General features: G+C 68.4%; 12 protein-coding genes. 7 read left to right on the plus strand and 5 right to left on the minus strand.

Going from position 1 to position 14,955, the window contains the following annotated elements:
* Nucleotides 1–209: 209 nt before the first annotated feature.
* Both P3L51_RS11465 and P3L51_RS11470 read left to right on the plus strand, forming a co-directional pair.
* Nucleotides 210–2,927 (plus strand): transglycosylase domain-containing protein, encoded by a 2,718-nt coding sequence (locus P3L51_RS11465; protein ID WP_354605028.1) that lies wholly within the window; start codon nucleotides 210–212, stop codon nucleotides 2,925–2,927.
* A 131-nt stretch (nucleotides 2,928–3,058) separates the two neighbouring features.
* Nucleotides 3,059–4,555 carry a glycosyltransferase family 87 protein gene (locus P3L51_RS11470; RefSeq protein WP_354605029.1) on the plus strand — a complete coding sequence of 499 codons (1,497 nt, stop codon included), beginning with the start codon at nucleotides 3,059–3,061 and terminating at the stop codon, nucleotides 4,553–4,555.
* A gap of 167 nt (nucleotides 4,556–4,722) precedes the next feature.
* On the opposite strand, the gene P3L51_RS11475 is transcribed toward P3L51_RS11470, so the two are convergent.
* The 3 genes from P3L51_RS11475 to P3L51_RS11485 all read right to left on the minus strand — a co-directional run bounded on the left by P3L51_RS11475 (nucleotide 4,723) and on the right by P3L51_RS11485 (nucleotide 7,472).
* Complete coding sequence (locus P3L51_RS11475) at nucleotides 4,723–5,754, minus strand: alanine racemase (RefSeq protein ID WP_354605030.1); 1,032 nt, start codon at nucleotides 5,752–5,754, stop codon at nucleotides 4,723–4,725.
* 162 nt (nucleotides 5,755–5,916) lie between these two features.
* Nucleotides 5,917–7,035: a lipid II:glycine glycyltransferase FemX gene (locus tag P3L51_RS11480; protein WP_354605031.1), complete on the minus strand. Its 1,119-nt coding sequence runs from the start codon at nucleotides 7,033–7,035 to the stop codon at nucleotides 5,917–5,919.
* Between the two features lie 122 nt (nucleotides 7,036–7,157).
* Nucleotides 7,158–7,472: a hypothetical protein gene (locus P3L51_RS11485; protein ID WP_354605032.1), complete on the minus strand. Its 315-nt coding sequence runs from the start codon at nucleotides 7,470–7,472 to the stop codon at nucleotides 7,158–7,160.
* Nucleotides 7,473–7,744: 272 nt separating this feature from the next.
* Here P3L51_RS11485 and rpsF point away from each other — a divergent pair, with 272 nt between their 5' ends.
* The 4 genes from rpsF to rplI all read left to right on the plus strand — a co-directional run bounded on the left by rpsF (nucleotide 7,745) and on the right by rplI (nucleotide 9,477).
* On the plus strand, nucleotides 7,745–8,035 hold the full coding sequence (rpsF, locus tag P3L51_RS11490) for a 30S ribosomal protein S6 (RefSeq protein WP_023540278.1): 291 nt from the start codon (nucleotides 7,745–7,747) through the stop codon (nucleotides 8,033–8,035).
* A gap of 74 nt (nucleotides 8,036–8,109) precedes the next feature.
* Nucleotides 8,110–8,733: a single-stranded DNA-binding protein gene (locus tag P3L51_RS11495; protein ID WP_354605033.1), complete on the plus strand. Its 624-nt coding sequence runs from the start codon at nucleotides 8,110–8,112 to the stop codon at nucleotides 8,731–8,733.
* A gap of 42 nt (nucleotides 8,734–8,775) precedes the next feature.
* A complete protein-coding gene (rpsR, locus tag P3L51_RS11500; protein WP_003967857.1) occupies nucleotides 8,776–9,012 on the plus strand; it encodes a 30S ribosomal protein S18 in 237 nt (78 codons plus the stop codon).
* 18 nt (nucleotides 9,013–9,030) lie between these two features.
* The gene (gene rplI / locus P3L51_RS11505; protein ID WP_023540280.1) at nucleotides 9,031–9,477 is read left to right on the plus strand and encodes a 50S ribosomal protein L9; all 447 of its coding nucleotides are present in this window, start codon (nucleotides 9,031–9,033) and stop codon (nucleotides 9,475–9,477) included.
* A 148-nt stretch (nucleotides 9,478–9,625) separates the two neighbouring features.
* Here the strand turns inward: rplI and P3L51_RS11510 are convergent, their stop codons facing one another.
* Nucleotides 9,626–10,999, minus strand: coding sequence for an MATE family efflux transporter (locus P3L51_RS11510; RefSeq protein WP_354605034.1), 1,374 nt, complete (start codon nucleotides 10,997–10,999; stop codon nucleotides 9,626–9,628).
* A 424-nt stretch (nucleotides 11,000–11,423) separates the two neighbouring features.
* Here P3L51_RS11510 and dnaB point away from each other — a divergent pair, with 424 nt between their 5' ends.
* A complete protein-coding gene (dnaB, locus tag P3L51_RS11515; RefSeq protein ID WP_354605035.1) occupies nucleotides 11,424–13,892 on the plus strand; it encodes a replicative DNA helicase in 2,469 nt (822 codons plus the stop codon).
* A gap of 275 nt (nucleotides 13,893–14,167) precedes the next feature.
* Here dnaB and P3L51_RS11520 read toward each other — a convergent pair whose 3' ends face one another.
* Complete coding sequence (locus P3L51_RS11520) at nucleotides 14,168–14,806, minus strand: TIGR04222 domain-containing membrane protein (protein WP_354605036.1); 639 nt, start codon at nucleotides 14,804–14,806, stop codon at nucleotides 14,168–14,170.
* Nucleotides 14,807–14,955: the final 149 nt, after the last annotated feature.

Here is a 14,955-nt window from a genome sequence, read left to right on the forward strand (position 1 = left end):
GGGATGAAGTTCAGTTCTGGGAGGGGTTTGACCCTGCGTAGTCTGTGCGGCATGCAGACCACCGGGAACCGCGTGACGTGTGAGAGCGTCGTCGTTCTGGATGCATGGCGGATGAGCCCTACGGCGGGTACATCCGTATTCATTTCGGGGGGACCGGAACTCAACTGCCGCTTCCAGGCGTACGCGCCTGCCCGAGGAGTAGTCGTTCGATGAGCGAGCACCGTCGCAAACAGCCACAGCCGCAGGGTGGTCAGGGGGGCGGACGAGCTGCGGCCAGGCGTGCCGCACAGCGGCCTGCCGGCCGCAGCGCGGACCCCTCCCGTGGAGCCCCCACGGCCTCCCACTCCGAATCCCAGGATCCGGAGCCTTCTTACGGAGGCCGGGCCGAAGCACGTAAAGCCTCACAGCGGGGCCGTCGACGTGCCGCCGAGGGCGGCGGCGCCGGCGCCGGATCGGGAGGCCGTGGCGGGGGACGCCGTGGCGGTCCCGGTGGACCCGGAGGTCCCGGCCCCGGTCGAGGGCGTGGAGGGCGGCCGAGCAGGAAGCGGATCATCGACTACCCGCGCTACGACAAGTACGGGTGGCAGCGCTGGATGCCGTCCTGGAAGCTCGTGACCGGCCTCTGTATCGCCTTCTTCGGCAGTCTGATGGCCGCTGCCACCGTCGCGTACGCCCTCGTCGGCATCCCCGACCAGAATCAGGCGTCCACGGCCCAGAACAACGTCTACCTCTGGGACGACGGAACGCCGATGGTCTCCACCGGCGGTGAGGTCAACCGCCAGATCGTCAAGATCGAGCAGATCCCCAAGGCGATGCAGAACGCCGTGATCTCGGCGGAGAACAAGACGTTCAGGGATGACAGCGGCGTCGACCCCATGGGCATCGGCCGGGCCGTGTTCAACATGGCCAAGGGCGGCCAGACGCAGGGTGGCTCGACCATCACCCAGCAGTTCGTCAAGAACGCCATGCTCAACCAGGAGCAGACTTACTCGCGTAAGGTCAAGGAGCTGTTCATCTCCATCCGTGTCGGCGCGGAGATGGACAAGAGCGACATCATGGAGGGGTACCTCAACACCTCCTACTACGGACGCGGCGCCTACGGCATCCAGGCGGCAGCCCGTACGTACTACGGCGTGGACGCCAAGAAACTCAACGCGAGTCAGTGCGCCTTCCTGGCGACGCTCCTGAAGGGTGCGACGTACTACGACCCGAACGGCGCCGAGTCCATCGACAAGAACGCCAGCCCCGAGGCCAACCTCCAGCGGGCACAGAAGCGCTGGGCCTGGATTCTCAACGAGATGGTGAAGGACGGCCATCTCAGCGCGGCTGAGCAGGCGAAGTTCAAGGAATTCCCGATGCCCGACCTGCCGAAGAAGAACGCGCAGCTCGGCGGCCAGGTCGGCTATCTCGTGGACCTGGCCAAGGCCTACTTCATCAACAACAACAAAGACGGCATCACGGCCGACGAGCTGGCCAAGGGCGGCTTCGAGATCAAGACGACCTTCAACAGGACGAAGGTCAACGCGCTCAACAAGGCCGTCACGGACATCTACGAAGAGAACATCGACCCCGAGAAGCGGCCGGACAAGGACACCCATGTCCAGTTCGGCGGCGCCTCGGTGGAGCCGGAGACCGGCAAGATCGTCGCCATCTACGGCGGGGCGGACGCCACCAAGCACTTCACCAACAACGCGGACCAGACGGGTGCCCAGGTCGGATCGACCTTCAAGCCGTACGTCCTGGCGGCGGCGATGCGTGACGGCGTACGCGACCCCGACCTCGGGCCGGAGCAGGACGAGGACACACGGACGAAGGTCTCGCCGGACAAGAGTCAGTACAACGGCGAGAACGAGCTGAAGATCAAGGAATACGACGGCAAGGTCTGGTCGAACGAGGAAGGCAAGGAGTGGCTCCAGCGCAACGACGGTGACGAGAGCTACGACGACATCAATCTGCGTGAGGCCATGAAGGTCTCGGCCAACTCCCCCTTCGTCCAGCTCGGCATGGACGTCGGCATTCCGCAGGTCAGGCAGGCCGCCGTCGACGCGGGACTGCTGGAGGACAGCCTTCCGGGCGGCGACAACCCGTCGTTCTCCATCGGTATCTCCGACCCCAGCGCGATCCGCATGGCGGGTTCGTACGCCACCTTCGCCGACAACGGCACCCAGCGCGAGCCCTACTCCGTCCAGGAGGTCAAGCGAGAGGGCGTCAAGGTCTTCGAGTACGACAAGAAGGCCGAGGCCAAGTTCGACGCCGACATCGCGCACAACGTGACGGACGTCCTGAAGTCCGTGGTCATGGAGAAGGGCGGCACGGGCACCTCGGCGCAGCTGCCGGACGGCCGCGAGGTGGCCGGCAAGACGGGCACCACCGACGGCAACAAGTCGGCCTGGTTCGTGGGCTACACCCCGCAGCTCTCGACCGCCATCGACATGTACCGGCTGGACGACAACGCGGAGAACAAGAACCGCAAGTTCCTGGAGATGTTCGGCACCGGCGGCCAGAAAGAGATCCACGGTGCGTCGTTCCCGGCCGACATCTGGCGGGAGTACATGACGGTGGCGATGAAGGGCAAGCCGGCCCTGAAGTTCCCCGATCCCGAGCCGATCGGCGAGGCCGTCTACGGCGGCGGCCTGAAGAGCGAGGAGCCGTCCCCGTCCGATTCTCCTTCGGAGTCCCCGTCCGAGTCTCCGTCCGAGTCTCCTTCGGAGTCCCCGTCGGAGTCTCCGTCCGAGTCTCCGTCCGAGTCCTGTGACCGGCGGAACGGCTGTGAGGACGGCGGTGGTACCGGTGATCCGGGTGGTCCGGGCGGTGAGGACCCCGGCGGCGTCATCGGAGGCCCGGGCACGACGTCCAGTCCGCCGCCGGAGACCGGAGATCCGGAGGGTGGCGACGGTGGTGGCATCTTCGGTGGTCCGGGAGGCTGAGGAGAGCCGGGGCCGGCGAGCAGCCTGAGAGCGACGCGAAGGCCGTCGCACCAGGGCCGTACACACAGCGTGTACGGCCCGGTGCGGCGGCCTTCGCCGTGCCCGCGGTGACGTACGGCAGGATGGGCGGCATGCCGAGCACAGAAGACTCCACGGTGCCCAGGGACCGGCCGGTCGTACCGCCCACCCGGCGGGACAGGATCGCCGCGTCCGGCAGCGAGCTGATCGGCGGTCCCATCGGCCGCTGGGCCTGGTACGGCACCAGCAGGCTCACCCCGGTACGGGTGATCGCGCTGGTGGCGATCGGGATGTTCGCGCTCGGCATGGTGCAGAAGATGCCCTGCTACGAGTGGGCGTGGTTCCGGGGCGCCAGCTCCCAGTACACGCACGCCTGCTACTCCGACATCCCGCACCTCTTCCTCGGGCGTGGATTCGCCGACGACCTCGTGCCGTACTTCGACCGGCTCAGCGGCGACATGCAGTACCTGGAGTACCCCGTCCTGACGGGTCTGTTCATGGAGGTCGCCTCCTGGCTCACCCCCGGTGGCGGCTCCATCCAGTACCGCGAACAGATGTACTGGATGGTCAACGCGGGGATGCTGATGATCTGCGCGGCGGTCATCGCCGTCTGCGTCGCCCGCACCCACCGCCACCGCCCCTGGGACGCCCTGCTCCTCGCCCTGGCGCCCGCTTTCGCCCTCACCGCCACCATCAACTGGGATCTGCTGGCCGTCGCGCTCCTGGCGGCCGGGATGCTGATGTGGTCACGCGGCCGGCCGCTGGCCTTCGGCATCCTCATCGGCCTCGCGACGGCGGCCAAGCTCTATCCCGTACTGCTGCTGGGGCCCCTGCTGCTGCTGTGCTGGCGCGCCGGGCGGCTGCGGGAATTCGGGGTCGCGCTGGGCAGTACGGCCTCCTCGTGGCTGCTGGTGAACCTGCCGGTGATGCTGCTCGCGCCGGAGGGGTGGAAGAAGTTCTACACCTTCAGCCAGGAGCGGCAGGTCGACTTCGGATCGTTCTGGCTGATCATCACGCAGCGCACCGGGCAGTCCCTGGACGTCGAGACCGTCAACACGTGGTCGATGGTGCTGATGGTGCTGGCGTGCGCGGGCATCGCGGCGCTCGCCCTGACGGCGCCGAGACGGCCCCGGTTCGCGCAGCTGGCCTTCCTGGTCGTGGCCGCCTTCATCCTGACCAACAAGGTCTACTCGCCGCAGTACGTGCTCTGGCTGATCCCGCTCGCCGCGCTGGCCCGGCCGCGGTGGCGCGACTTCCTGATCTGGCAGGCCTGCGAGGTCATGTACTTCCTGGGCATCTGGATGTATCTCGCGTACACGACGAGCGGGGACGCCCACAAGGGACTGCCGACCGAGGGCTACCAACTGGCCATCGCGCTGCACCTGCTGGGGACGCTGTACCTGTGCGCCGTCATCGTGCGGGACATCCTGCTGCCGGAGCGCGACGGCGTACGGCGTGACGGTTCGGACGATCCGTCGGGCGGGGTGCTGGACGGGGCGCGGGACGTGTTCGTGCTGGGCCGGGCCGCCCGGCCGAGGGAGCACACGGCGCACACGGTGGAGGCGTCGCAGCGCGTGTCGTGGGGGATGAGGCCGCCCGGGGCCGCGTGAGGCGCCGACCGGGGTCCGGAAACGCGTGAAGGGCCGGACGGGCCGACGGCCCGTCCGGCCCTCTGCGTGATGATTCGGCGGTTGCCGGCGGATCTCCCTGGGCCTGGGTCGTGTCTGACAAATGGCGCCGTCCGCCCGCGGGCCAGGCGAGACTTTGAAGACCCGACCTAGCGGTCCACCAGCCGGTCGAACTGGGTCGTCGTGTGGCGCAGGTGGGCCACCAGCTCGTCGCCCACCTTGGGCTCCTGCGCGTCGGCCGGTACGAACAGGATCGACACCTGCATGTGCGGCGGCTCGGCGAACCAGCGCTGCTTGCCCGACCACACGAACGGCGAGAGGTTGCGGTTGACCGTGGCCAGGCCCGCACGCGCCACGCCCTTGGCGCGCGGCATCACGCCGTGCAGCGCCTTGGGGGCTTCGAGCCCGACTCCGTGCGACGTGCCGCCCGCGACGACCACCAGCCAGCCCTCGGAGGCGGTCTTCTGCTGGCGGTAGCCGAACCGGTCGCCCTTGACGACGCGCGTCACATCCAGCACGGCGCCCCGGTACTCGGTCGCGTCGTGGTCGCCGAGCCACAGTCGCGTGCCGATGCGGGCGCGGAACCGGGTCTGCGGGAACTGCCGCTGGAGGCTGGCCAGTTCCTCGGCGCGCAGGTGGCTGACGAACATGGTGTGCAGCGGGAGCCGGGCCGCGCGCAGCCGGTCCATCCAGCCGATGACCTCCTCGACCGCGTCGGACCCGTCCGTACGGTCGAGCGGCAGGTGCAGGGCGAAGCCTTCGAGGCGTACGTCCTCGATGGCCGCGTGCAGCTGGCCGAGCTCCTCCTCGCGGACGCCGTGGCGCTTCATGGAGCTCATGCACTCGATGACGACACGGGCGCCGACCAGGGCGAAGACACCGTCGACCGAGGAGACGGAGCGGATGACGCGGTCGGGCAGCGGTACGGGCTCCTCGCCGCGGCGGAAGGGCGTCAGGACCAGCAGGTCGCCGCTGAACCAGTCCTTGATACGCGCGGCTTCGTAGATCGTGCCGACGGCGAGGATGTCGGACTCGAAGCGGGAGGTCTCCTCGGAGAGCCGCTCGTGGCCGAAGCCGTAGCCATTGCCCTTGCAGACCGGGACGAGGCCCGGGAACTGGTCAATGACCGACTTCTGGTGCGCCCGCCAGCGCGCGGTGTCGACGTAGAGGGAGAGCGCCATGCCGGTCCGGAACCTTTCTCGTGGCTGCGGTGTATGAAGGATATGAACGTTCTTGAGGGTCTTGGGGGCCTTACACAATTATTGGGTGCGCCGGCGGGGTTTTCCGATGTCTCGCACCGCAGCCTGCTGACCACCGGCACTCCGCTGTCCACAGGTTCGGGGTCAGCGGCGAGACATGTACATGTCGAGAGCCTTGTGGAGGAGCTTGTTGAGCGGGAAGTCCCACTCACCCACGTACTCGACGGCCTCGCCACCCGTGCCGACCTTGAACTGGATGAGACCGAACAGGTGGTCCGTCTCGTCGAGCGAGTCGGAGATGCCGCGCAGGTCGTAGACGGTCGCGCCCATCGCATACGCGTCACGGAGCATCCGCCACTGCATCGCGTTCGACGGCCGGACCTCCCGCTTGTGGTTGGCCGACGCCCCGTACGAGTACCAGACGTGGCCGCCCACGATGAGCATCGTCGCGGCGGCGACGTTCTCCCCCTCGTGCCGGGCGAAGTACAGCCGCATGCGGTTGGGGTCCTCGGAGTTGAGGACGGTCCACATCCGCTGGAAGTACGAGAGCGGGCGCGGCCGGAAGTGGTCGCGCTCGGCGGTGATCTCGTACAGCCGCTGCCACTCCTCCAGGTCGTTGTAGCCGGCCTGGACGACCTCGACGCCCGCCTTCTCCGCCTTCTTGATGTTGCGCCGCCACAGCTGGTTGAAGCCCTTGAGGACGTCGTCCAGGGACCGGTTGGCCAGCGGCACCTGGAAGACGTAGCGCGGCTGTACGTCTCCGAAGCCGGCCCCGCCGTCCTCGCCCTGCTGCCAGCCCATCTTCCGCAGCCGGTCGGCCACTTCGAAGGCACGCGGCTCGATGTGGGTGGCCTCGACGTCGCGCAGGCGCTTGACGTCCTGGTCCTGGATCCCCGACTTGATGGCCGTCGAGTCCCAGCGGCGGATCACCACGGGCGGGCCCATCTTCACGGAGAACGCGCCCTGGTTCTTCAGATGCGCCAGCATCGGCTGGAGCCAGTCGCTCAGGTTCGGGGCGTACCAGTTGATGACCGGGCCCTCGGGCAGATACGCCAGATACCGCTTGATCTTGGGCAGTTGGCGGTAGAGCACCAGCCCGGCGCCGACCAACTGGCCGTCCCTGTCGAACCAGCCCAGGCTCTCCGAGCGCCACTCCGTCTTCACGTCCGCCCACGCGGGGACCTGGCAGTGGCTGGCCGCGGGCAGGCTCTGGATGTACGCCAGATGCTGCTCGCGACTGATGGTGCTCAGCGTCAGGGTCATGCGGGGCGCTCCTCGCAGATGTGTCCCCATGGAGTAGGGGGGCTCCGGCTCTCGCGCCGAAGCCTACTTGCCGATGGAGCGCCCCGGCTGGCCACGGGGCGGAGCGGGCCGTGCGGCCCGTGTCAGCCCAGCACACCGCCGAACAGTCCGCCGTGCGCCATCCCGAGGTAGAAGCCCACCGCGGAGGAGCCGAGGCCCAGGATCAATGCGAACCGCTCGTGGGTCGTCACCGAGACGAACTGGCCGTACAGACCGGTGAGAATGCCGATGAGCCCCGTCCAGGAGCTGAGCAGATGCAGGTTGTAGAACATCGAGGAGATGAAGGCGGTGACACCCAGCACCGCCGTCGCCCAGAGCAGGATGTGCTGGAGCGGATGGGGCCGGTGGTCGGTGGCGAAGAGAGAACCGGTCGTCTTCGGTTGCATTGCCTGTGCCATGGGGCACCTCCTGGCGCCTTGCCGGAAGGCGGCGCACCGTAGCGCCGCCCACACCCGATGTGTCCAGAGTGCGTCCGTACCCGGCCGGATTTCAACCGGAAGCCGGTCAAGAGGTAGTCTGTACGGTCTGCACCGGTGTCTGCCCAGGCCAGAAGGCGATCATCGCTCGTCGAGCGGGATTGTCGGTGGTGGCCGATACCGTTGCTCACGCATCACGACCCTCCTGCCACGGAACGACCGTGGCCGCTGAGTCCAAAGGAGGTGGGTTCCACATGCGTCACTACGAGGTGATGGTCATCCTCGACCCCGATCTCGAGGAGCGAGCAGTCTCCCCGCTGATCGAGAACTTCCTCTCCGTCGTCCGTGAGGGCGACGGAAAGGTGGAGAAGGTCGACACCTGGGGCCGTCGTCGTCTCTCTTACGAGATCAAGAAGAAGCCCGAGGGCATCTACTCGGTCATCGATCTGCAGGCTGAGCCCGCGATCGTCAAGGAGCTCGACCGACAGATGAACCTGAACGAGTCGGTCCTCCGGACCAAGGTCCTCCGTCCCGAGACCCACTGAGCTTCTAGCTCAGCGGTCATCGGGTCCGAGTAGCAGCCAGCAGCAGAAGCAATCCCCGCCGAGAGGTTCACCCAATGGCAGGCGAGACCGTCATCACGGTCGTCGGCAATCTCGTCGACGACCCCGAGCTGCGCTTCACCCCGTCCGGTGCGGCGGTCGCGAAGTTCCGTGTCGCGTCCACTCCCCGCATCTTCGACAAGCAGACCAATGAGTGGAAGGACGGCGATGGCCTGTTCCTCACCTGCTCGGTCTGGCGTCAGGCGGCGGAGAATGTCGCCGAGTCGCTTCAGCGGGGCATGCGCGTCGTCGTGCAGGGCCGCCTGAAGCAGCGGTCGTACGAGGACCGCGAGGGCGTCAAGCGCACGGTCTACGAGCTGGACGTCGAGGAAGTCGGCCCCAGCCTGAAGACCGCCACGGCCAAGGTCACCAAGACCACCGGTCGCGGTGCTCAGGGCGGTTACGGCGGCGGCGGTGGCGGCGGTCAGCAGCAGGGCGGCGGCAACTGGGGCGGCGGTCCCGGTGGTGGTCAGCAGGGCGGCGGCGGAGCATCCTCCGACGATCCCTGGGCGACCAGCGCGCCGGCCGGCGGTGCCCCGCAGCAGCCGCAGGGCGGCGGGGGTAACGGAGGCGGCTGGGGCGGAAGCTCCGGCGGTTCCGGCGGCTCCGGCGGCGGCTACTCGGACGAGCCGCCCTTCTAGGGCAGCTCGCTCCCACTTTCTTGATCACACAGGAGAAACACCATGGCGAAGCCGCCTGTGCGCAAGCCTAAGAAGAAGGTCTGCGCATTCTGCAAGGACAAGACCCAGTACGTGGACTACAAGGACACGAACATGCTGCGGAAGTTCATTTCCGACCGTGGCAAGATCCGTGCCCGCCGCGTCACCGGCAACTGCACTCAGCACCAGCGTGATGTCGCCACGGCAGTCAAGAACAGCCGTGAGATGGCGCTGCTGCCCTACACGTCCACCGCGCGATAAGGGGAGGGTGACTTAATCATGAAGATCATCCTCACTCACGAGGTCACCGGCCTCGGCACCGCCGGCGACGTCGTCGACGTCAAGGACGGGTACGCCCGTAACTACCTGGTCCCGCGTGGTTTCGCGATCCGCTGGACCAAGGGTGGCGAGAAGGACGTCGAGCAGATTCGTCGCGCTCGCAAGATCCACGAGATCGCCACCATCGAGCAGGCCAACGAGATCAAGGCCCGCCTCGAAGGTGTGAAGGTGCGTCTGGCCGTTCGCTCCGGCGACGCCGGCCGTCTCTTCGGCTCCGTCACCCCGGCAGACCTCGCTTCGGCGATCAAGTCCGCCGGTGGTCCGGAGGTCGACAAGCGTCGTATCGAGCTCGGTTCGCCGATCAAGACCCTGGGCTCGCACCAGGTGTCCGTGCGTCTGCACCCCGAGGTCGCCGCGAAGTTCGGCGTCGAGGTCGTGCCCGCCTAGGGTTCTGACCGCATTGGTCCACCGGGTCCGCCCGGTGGCCGGCAGACAGTGAGAGGGCCGCACCCCAGCCGGGGGTGCGGCCCTCCTGTTTCACGTGAAACGTGAAGTGTCCCCCGCCCGCACTCTCCCCGCCCGGCCCCGGCCTCGGTCAGCGGGTGGCGCCCGTGACCAGCCAGTGGCCGGACCGGGTACGGAGCCACAGCGTCACCATACGGACCGCCATCATCAGCGTCATGGCCCACCACAGCGCGGTGAGCCCGCCCCCGAACACCGGCACCAGCAGGGCGACCGGGGCGAAGACGGCCAGCGTGACAACCATCGCCTTTGCCAGATAGGGGCCGTCGCCCGCGCCCATCAGCACACCGTCGAGGACGAAGACGATGCCCGCGATCGGCTGGGTCACCGCCACCACCAGTAGCGCCGGCAGCAAGGTGTCCTGGACCACCTGATCGCCGGTGAACAGCGGGATGAACAAGGGGCGCGCCAGCACGATGAGCACTCCGAGTCCGACGCCGGAGACCACGCCCCACTGGACCATGCGACGGCAGACGTCCTGGGCGCCCCGGGGATCGTTCGCCCCCAGATACCGGCCGATGATCGCCTGTCCGGCGATGGCGATGGCGTCGAGCGCGAAGGCCATCAGACTCCACAGCGACAGGATGATCTGGTGTGCGGCGACGTCGGCGTCACCGAGGCGGGCGGCGACGGCGGTGGCGATCATCAGGACGGCGCGCAGGGAGAGCGTACGGACGAGAAGGGGGACGCCCGCGTGGGCGCTCGCCCGTATGCCGGCGGCGTCGGGCCGCAGCGAGGCGCCGTGGCGGCGGGCTCCTCGTACGACCACTACCAGATAGGCGGCGGCCATCCCGAACTGGGCGATGACGGTGCCCCAGGCGGAACCGGCGATGCCGAGTCCGGCGCCGTAGACGAGCACCACGTTGAGGACGGCGTTGGCGCCGAAGCCGCCGATGGCGACGTACAGCGGGGTCCGGGTGTCCTGGAGACCGCGCAGGACACCGGTCGCCGCCAGGACGACCAGCATGGCCGGGATGCCGAGGCTGGAGATCCGCAGATAGGTGATCGCGTACGGGGCGGCGGTGTCCGAGGCGCCGAAGACGCCGACGAGCCAGGGCGCCAGGGGGAGGGTGACGGCGATGACGACGGCGCCCAGCAGCAGGGCGAGCCAGATCCCGTCCATGCCCTGCCGGATGGCCGCCTGAAGATCACCCGCGCCGACGCGGCGGGCGACCGCCGCCGTGGTGGCGTAGGCGAGGAAGACGAAGATGCTCACGGCCGTGGTCAGGAGAGCCGCCGCGATCGCGAGACCGGCGAGCTGCGGAGTACCGAGATGGCCGACGATCGCGCTGTCGACCATCAGGAAAAGGGGCTCGGCGACGAGGGCGCCGAAAGCGGGTACGGCGAGCGCCACGATCTCGCGATCGTGACGCCGGCGGCCGGCCTTGGACCGGCTGTCGACTCCGTCGCCGGGTCCGGACCCGGCAGCCGTGGGGGCCTGTGTCATGCGCTCAATCTAATCTTCCACAGGTAAGAGATGCAATGCAGCAGCGATCCTTACCGACCGGCAAGATTCGGGCGCTGCTGTGCGCCGTTTGCTCGGATCTTGGACCAGCTTGAAAAGTTTTTCTCCCCCACAGCCGGTGGACGGGGAAAGGCCAGGTCAGGGTGGGTGTGGCGGGATGGGCGCGAGGTTGTCCACAGTGCTGTCCCCCGGTCCGTGCACAGGTACGCCGGAGTTCTCCACAGCATATGGCCCTTCGTCCACATGGCCTGTGGATAACCAGATTGGCGGACGGTCCCCGCGGGCCTACCGTGGACCGACGTCCGACGCGCCGGAACCGGAGTCAGGCCACTCGATTTGTCAGTGTCGTGCCGTAGAAAGAGCGGCACGGCGAGGGTCCGCTTGGCGGACGGGAGGAGGTGGCCGGATGAGCATTCCCGAGCCATTGGACGACCCCTGGACCGAGGCCGGTCCGAGCGATCGTCTGCCGGTCTCCCGCCAGCGCCGGGGTGAGGGAAGAGGCCGCGAGGAGCAGCACGAGCGCGGCAGGGACAACGCCTCGTGGGACGGCGGATCACCCGGTTTCGAGCGGGTGCCCCCGCAGGATCTGGACGCCGAACAGTCCGTGCTCGGCGGCATGCTGCTCTCCAAGGACGCCATCGCCGACGTCGTGGAGATCATCAAGGGCCACGACTTCTACCGCCCCGCGCACGAGACGGTCTTCCAGGCGATCCTCGACCTGTACGCGAAGGGCGAGCCGGCCGACCCCATCACGGTGGCCGCCGAGCTGACCAAGCGCGGTGAGATCACCCGGGTCGGCGGGGCGTCGTATCTGCACACGCTGGTCCAGTCGGTGCCGACGGCGGCGAACGCCTCGTACTACGCGGAGATCGTGCACGAGCGCGCCGTGCTGCGCCGTCTCGTCGAGGCCGGCACCAAGATCACGCAGATGGGATACGCGGCGGACGGCGACGTCGACGAGATCGTCAACTCCGCCCAGGCCGAGATCTACGCGGTCACCGAGCAGCGCACCAGCGAGGACTATCTGCCCCTCGGCGACATCATGGAGGGCGCGCTCGACGAGATCGAGGCGATCGGGTCCCGCAGCGGTGAGATGACGGGCGTGCCGACGGGGTTCACGGACTTCGACTCGCTCACGAACGGGCTGCACCCCGGCCAGATGATCGTCATCGCGGCCCGTCCCGCCATGGGTAAGGCCCTCGCCCTGGACACGCCGCTGCCCACCCCCACCGGCTGGACCACCATGGGAGAAGTGCGGCCGGGCGACCTCCTCCTCGACGCGACGGGCCGGCCGACACGGGTGGTGGCCGCGACCGACATCATGCGTGACCGCCCCTGTTACGAGGTCACCTTCGATGACGGTTCGAGCGTCGTCGCCGATGCCGAGCACCAGTGGCTCACGGACACCCGCGAGCAGCGGACGTCCGCCTCGGTCAAGACCACCAAGGAGATCGCCGAAACGGTCCGGTGTGTCACGTCCGACCGTCGCGCGAACCACTCCGTACGGACCACCGCGCCGCTCGACCTGCCCGCGCGCGATCTTCCGGTCCCTCCGTACACGCTGGGCGCCTGGCTCGGCGACGGAGCCAGCGACGCGGCGAGTCTCACCACGGCGGACCCCGAGCTGTCCGGGTATCTCGAAGAGGACGCGAGCGAAATCCGCCCGGCCGGGAACGGCGACACGGACACGAGGCGGCACGACAGCCTCCTCGTCGGCCTGCGCGACCTGGGAGTCCTGGGGGACAAGCACATCCCCCAGGAGTACCTGCGGGCCTCCCTCTCGCAGCGCCGGGCGCTTCTGGCCGGTCTTCTCGACACCGACGGCACCGTGCACAGCACCGGGTCGGTGCGGTTCGCCGTCACGAGTCGCGCCCTCGCCGAGGGCTTCCGTGAGCTGGTGCTGAGCCTCGGGTACCGGTGCGGGGTGTCGACCGAGCGCGTCGAGGGACGGTCGGAAGGGAACTCCACGCGCTACACGATCAGTTTCACGACCGCCGACGAGGTGTTCCGGCTGAGCCGGAAGCAGCGGGCGCGGCGGGACCGGAGCCGTCCGGAGACTCCGGAGCCGGAGCAGCGTTTCATCACGGACGTCCAGGAGGTCGACAGCGTCCCGGTCCGCTGCGTCCAGGTGGACAACCCCGCGCACCTGTATCTCGCGACCCGTTCCATGATCCCCACCCACAACAGCACCCTCGCGCTGGACTTCGCGCGTGCGGCCTCCATCAAGAACAACCTGCCCAGTGTCATCTTCTCCCTGGAGATGGGGCGCAACGAGATCGCGATGCGCCTGCTCTCGGCGGAGGCGCGGGTGGCGCTGCACCACATGCGTTCCGGCACGATGACGGACGAGGACTGGACGCGGCTGGCCCGCCGGATGCCGGACGTCTCACAGGCACCGCTGTACATCGACGACTCGCCGAACCTGTCGATGATGGAGATCCGCGCCAAGTGCCGTCGGCTCAAGCAGCGCAACGGACTGAAGCTGGTGGTCATCGACTACCTCCAGCTGATGCAGTCCGGTGGCTCCAAGCGCGCGGAGAGCCGCCAGCAGGAGGTCTCGGACATGTCGCGAAACCTCAAGCTGCTGGCGAAGGAGCTGGAGCTGCCGGTGATCGCGCTCTCCCAGCTGAACCGTGGCCCCGAGCAGCGCACGGACAAGAAACCGATGGTCTCCGACCTGCGTGAGTCGGGCTCCATCGAGCAGGACGCGGACATGGTGGTGCTGCTGCACCGTGAGGACGCGTACGAGAAGGAGTCACCACGCGCGGGCGAGGCGGACCTGATCGTGGCGAAGCACCGTAACGGCCCGACGGCGACGATCACGGTGGCCTTCCAGGGCCACTACTCGCGCTTCGTGGACATGGCGCAGACCTGAGCCGTCGCGGTGCCGGGTCTCAGCCTCTGTCGAGCCACTCCCGGAAGGTGGGGCCGGCGAGCTTGGCATGAGGGCCGGGCAGGAGACCGCCGCCGGCCGCGACAGCCGCGTCGGGGTCGTCGGAGTGGGAAACCGCCGTGAGCCGCTGAGGCCGGGAGGTGCCGGCCGAAGGTGTCGCCGCCGCCCCGCCCCGTCGCGTCTGGAAAGGGAACTCAGCGCACCATGAAGAAGATCGAAGTCACCGGCCGATCGGCCGACGGCCCCCGGAGCGGGCGCTAGTAGCTGCCGCCTCCGCCTCCGCCGCTTCCGCAGCTGAAGCCGCCGGATTCCGAGGACGAGTACGTGTCGGATCCCGCGCCCGAGTCCGAGTCCGAACCGTAGTCGGAGGCGTGGTCGTGGTCCGGGTCGGTGGCCTTGCCCATGCGTATCAGTGAGCGTCCCAGGCCGGCGGGGATCGACGTACCCGCGACGATGCGGCGCAGCCGTCGGTCCTGGTGGGCGGGTGGGCCGTCGAAGACGTACGCGGGGAACCCGGCCTCCTGCCTCGCCGCGTCCAGACTGCTCACACCCGCCCGAGTGAGCCGGTGACGTGCGCGGGTGAGCAGGCCGAGGGTGACCAGTTCGCGCCTGATCTCCGCGACCTCCGGGCCGCCGCGTACGGCCGTCGCGACGACCGCCAGGCTCCTCCCCCGTGGGCAGCTCGCGAGGACCGCCCGTTCGACCGGGTGTTCCGCGAGCCCGTCGCCGTCGCCGTCCTCGACCGCGCGCACGCGGGGGCCGGCTATCGTGACGGCCCCCCGGTCCCGCAGCGCGAAGAGCGCGGCTTCCAGGACGCGTTGAGGTCCACCGGCCAGATAGGCCACTTCGTACGCTTCGAGTCGTCGTTCGGCCGCTGAAGCGCGCCGCCAGATCATGGTCCGCACAGGAGCCCCCGTCCCTGATGTCGCCTTTCGCCAGTATGGCTGCGATGCCCGGAACGGGCCCTGGGGCGACGTCAGTTCAGAGCAAGACTTGAGGTACGGGGAGAACGTGACGTCGGACCGCTCAGGGCCCGCGCGTTCCA

The organism is Streptomyces panacea (assembly GCF_040560175.1).
GTDB lineage: Bacteria > Actinomycetota > Actinomycetes > Streptomycetales > Streptomycetaceae > Streptomyces > Streptomyces panacea.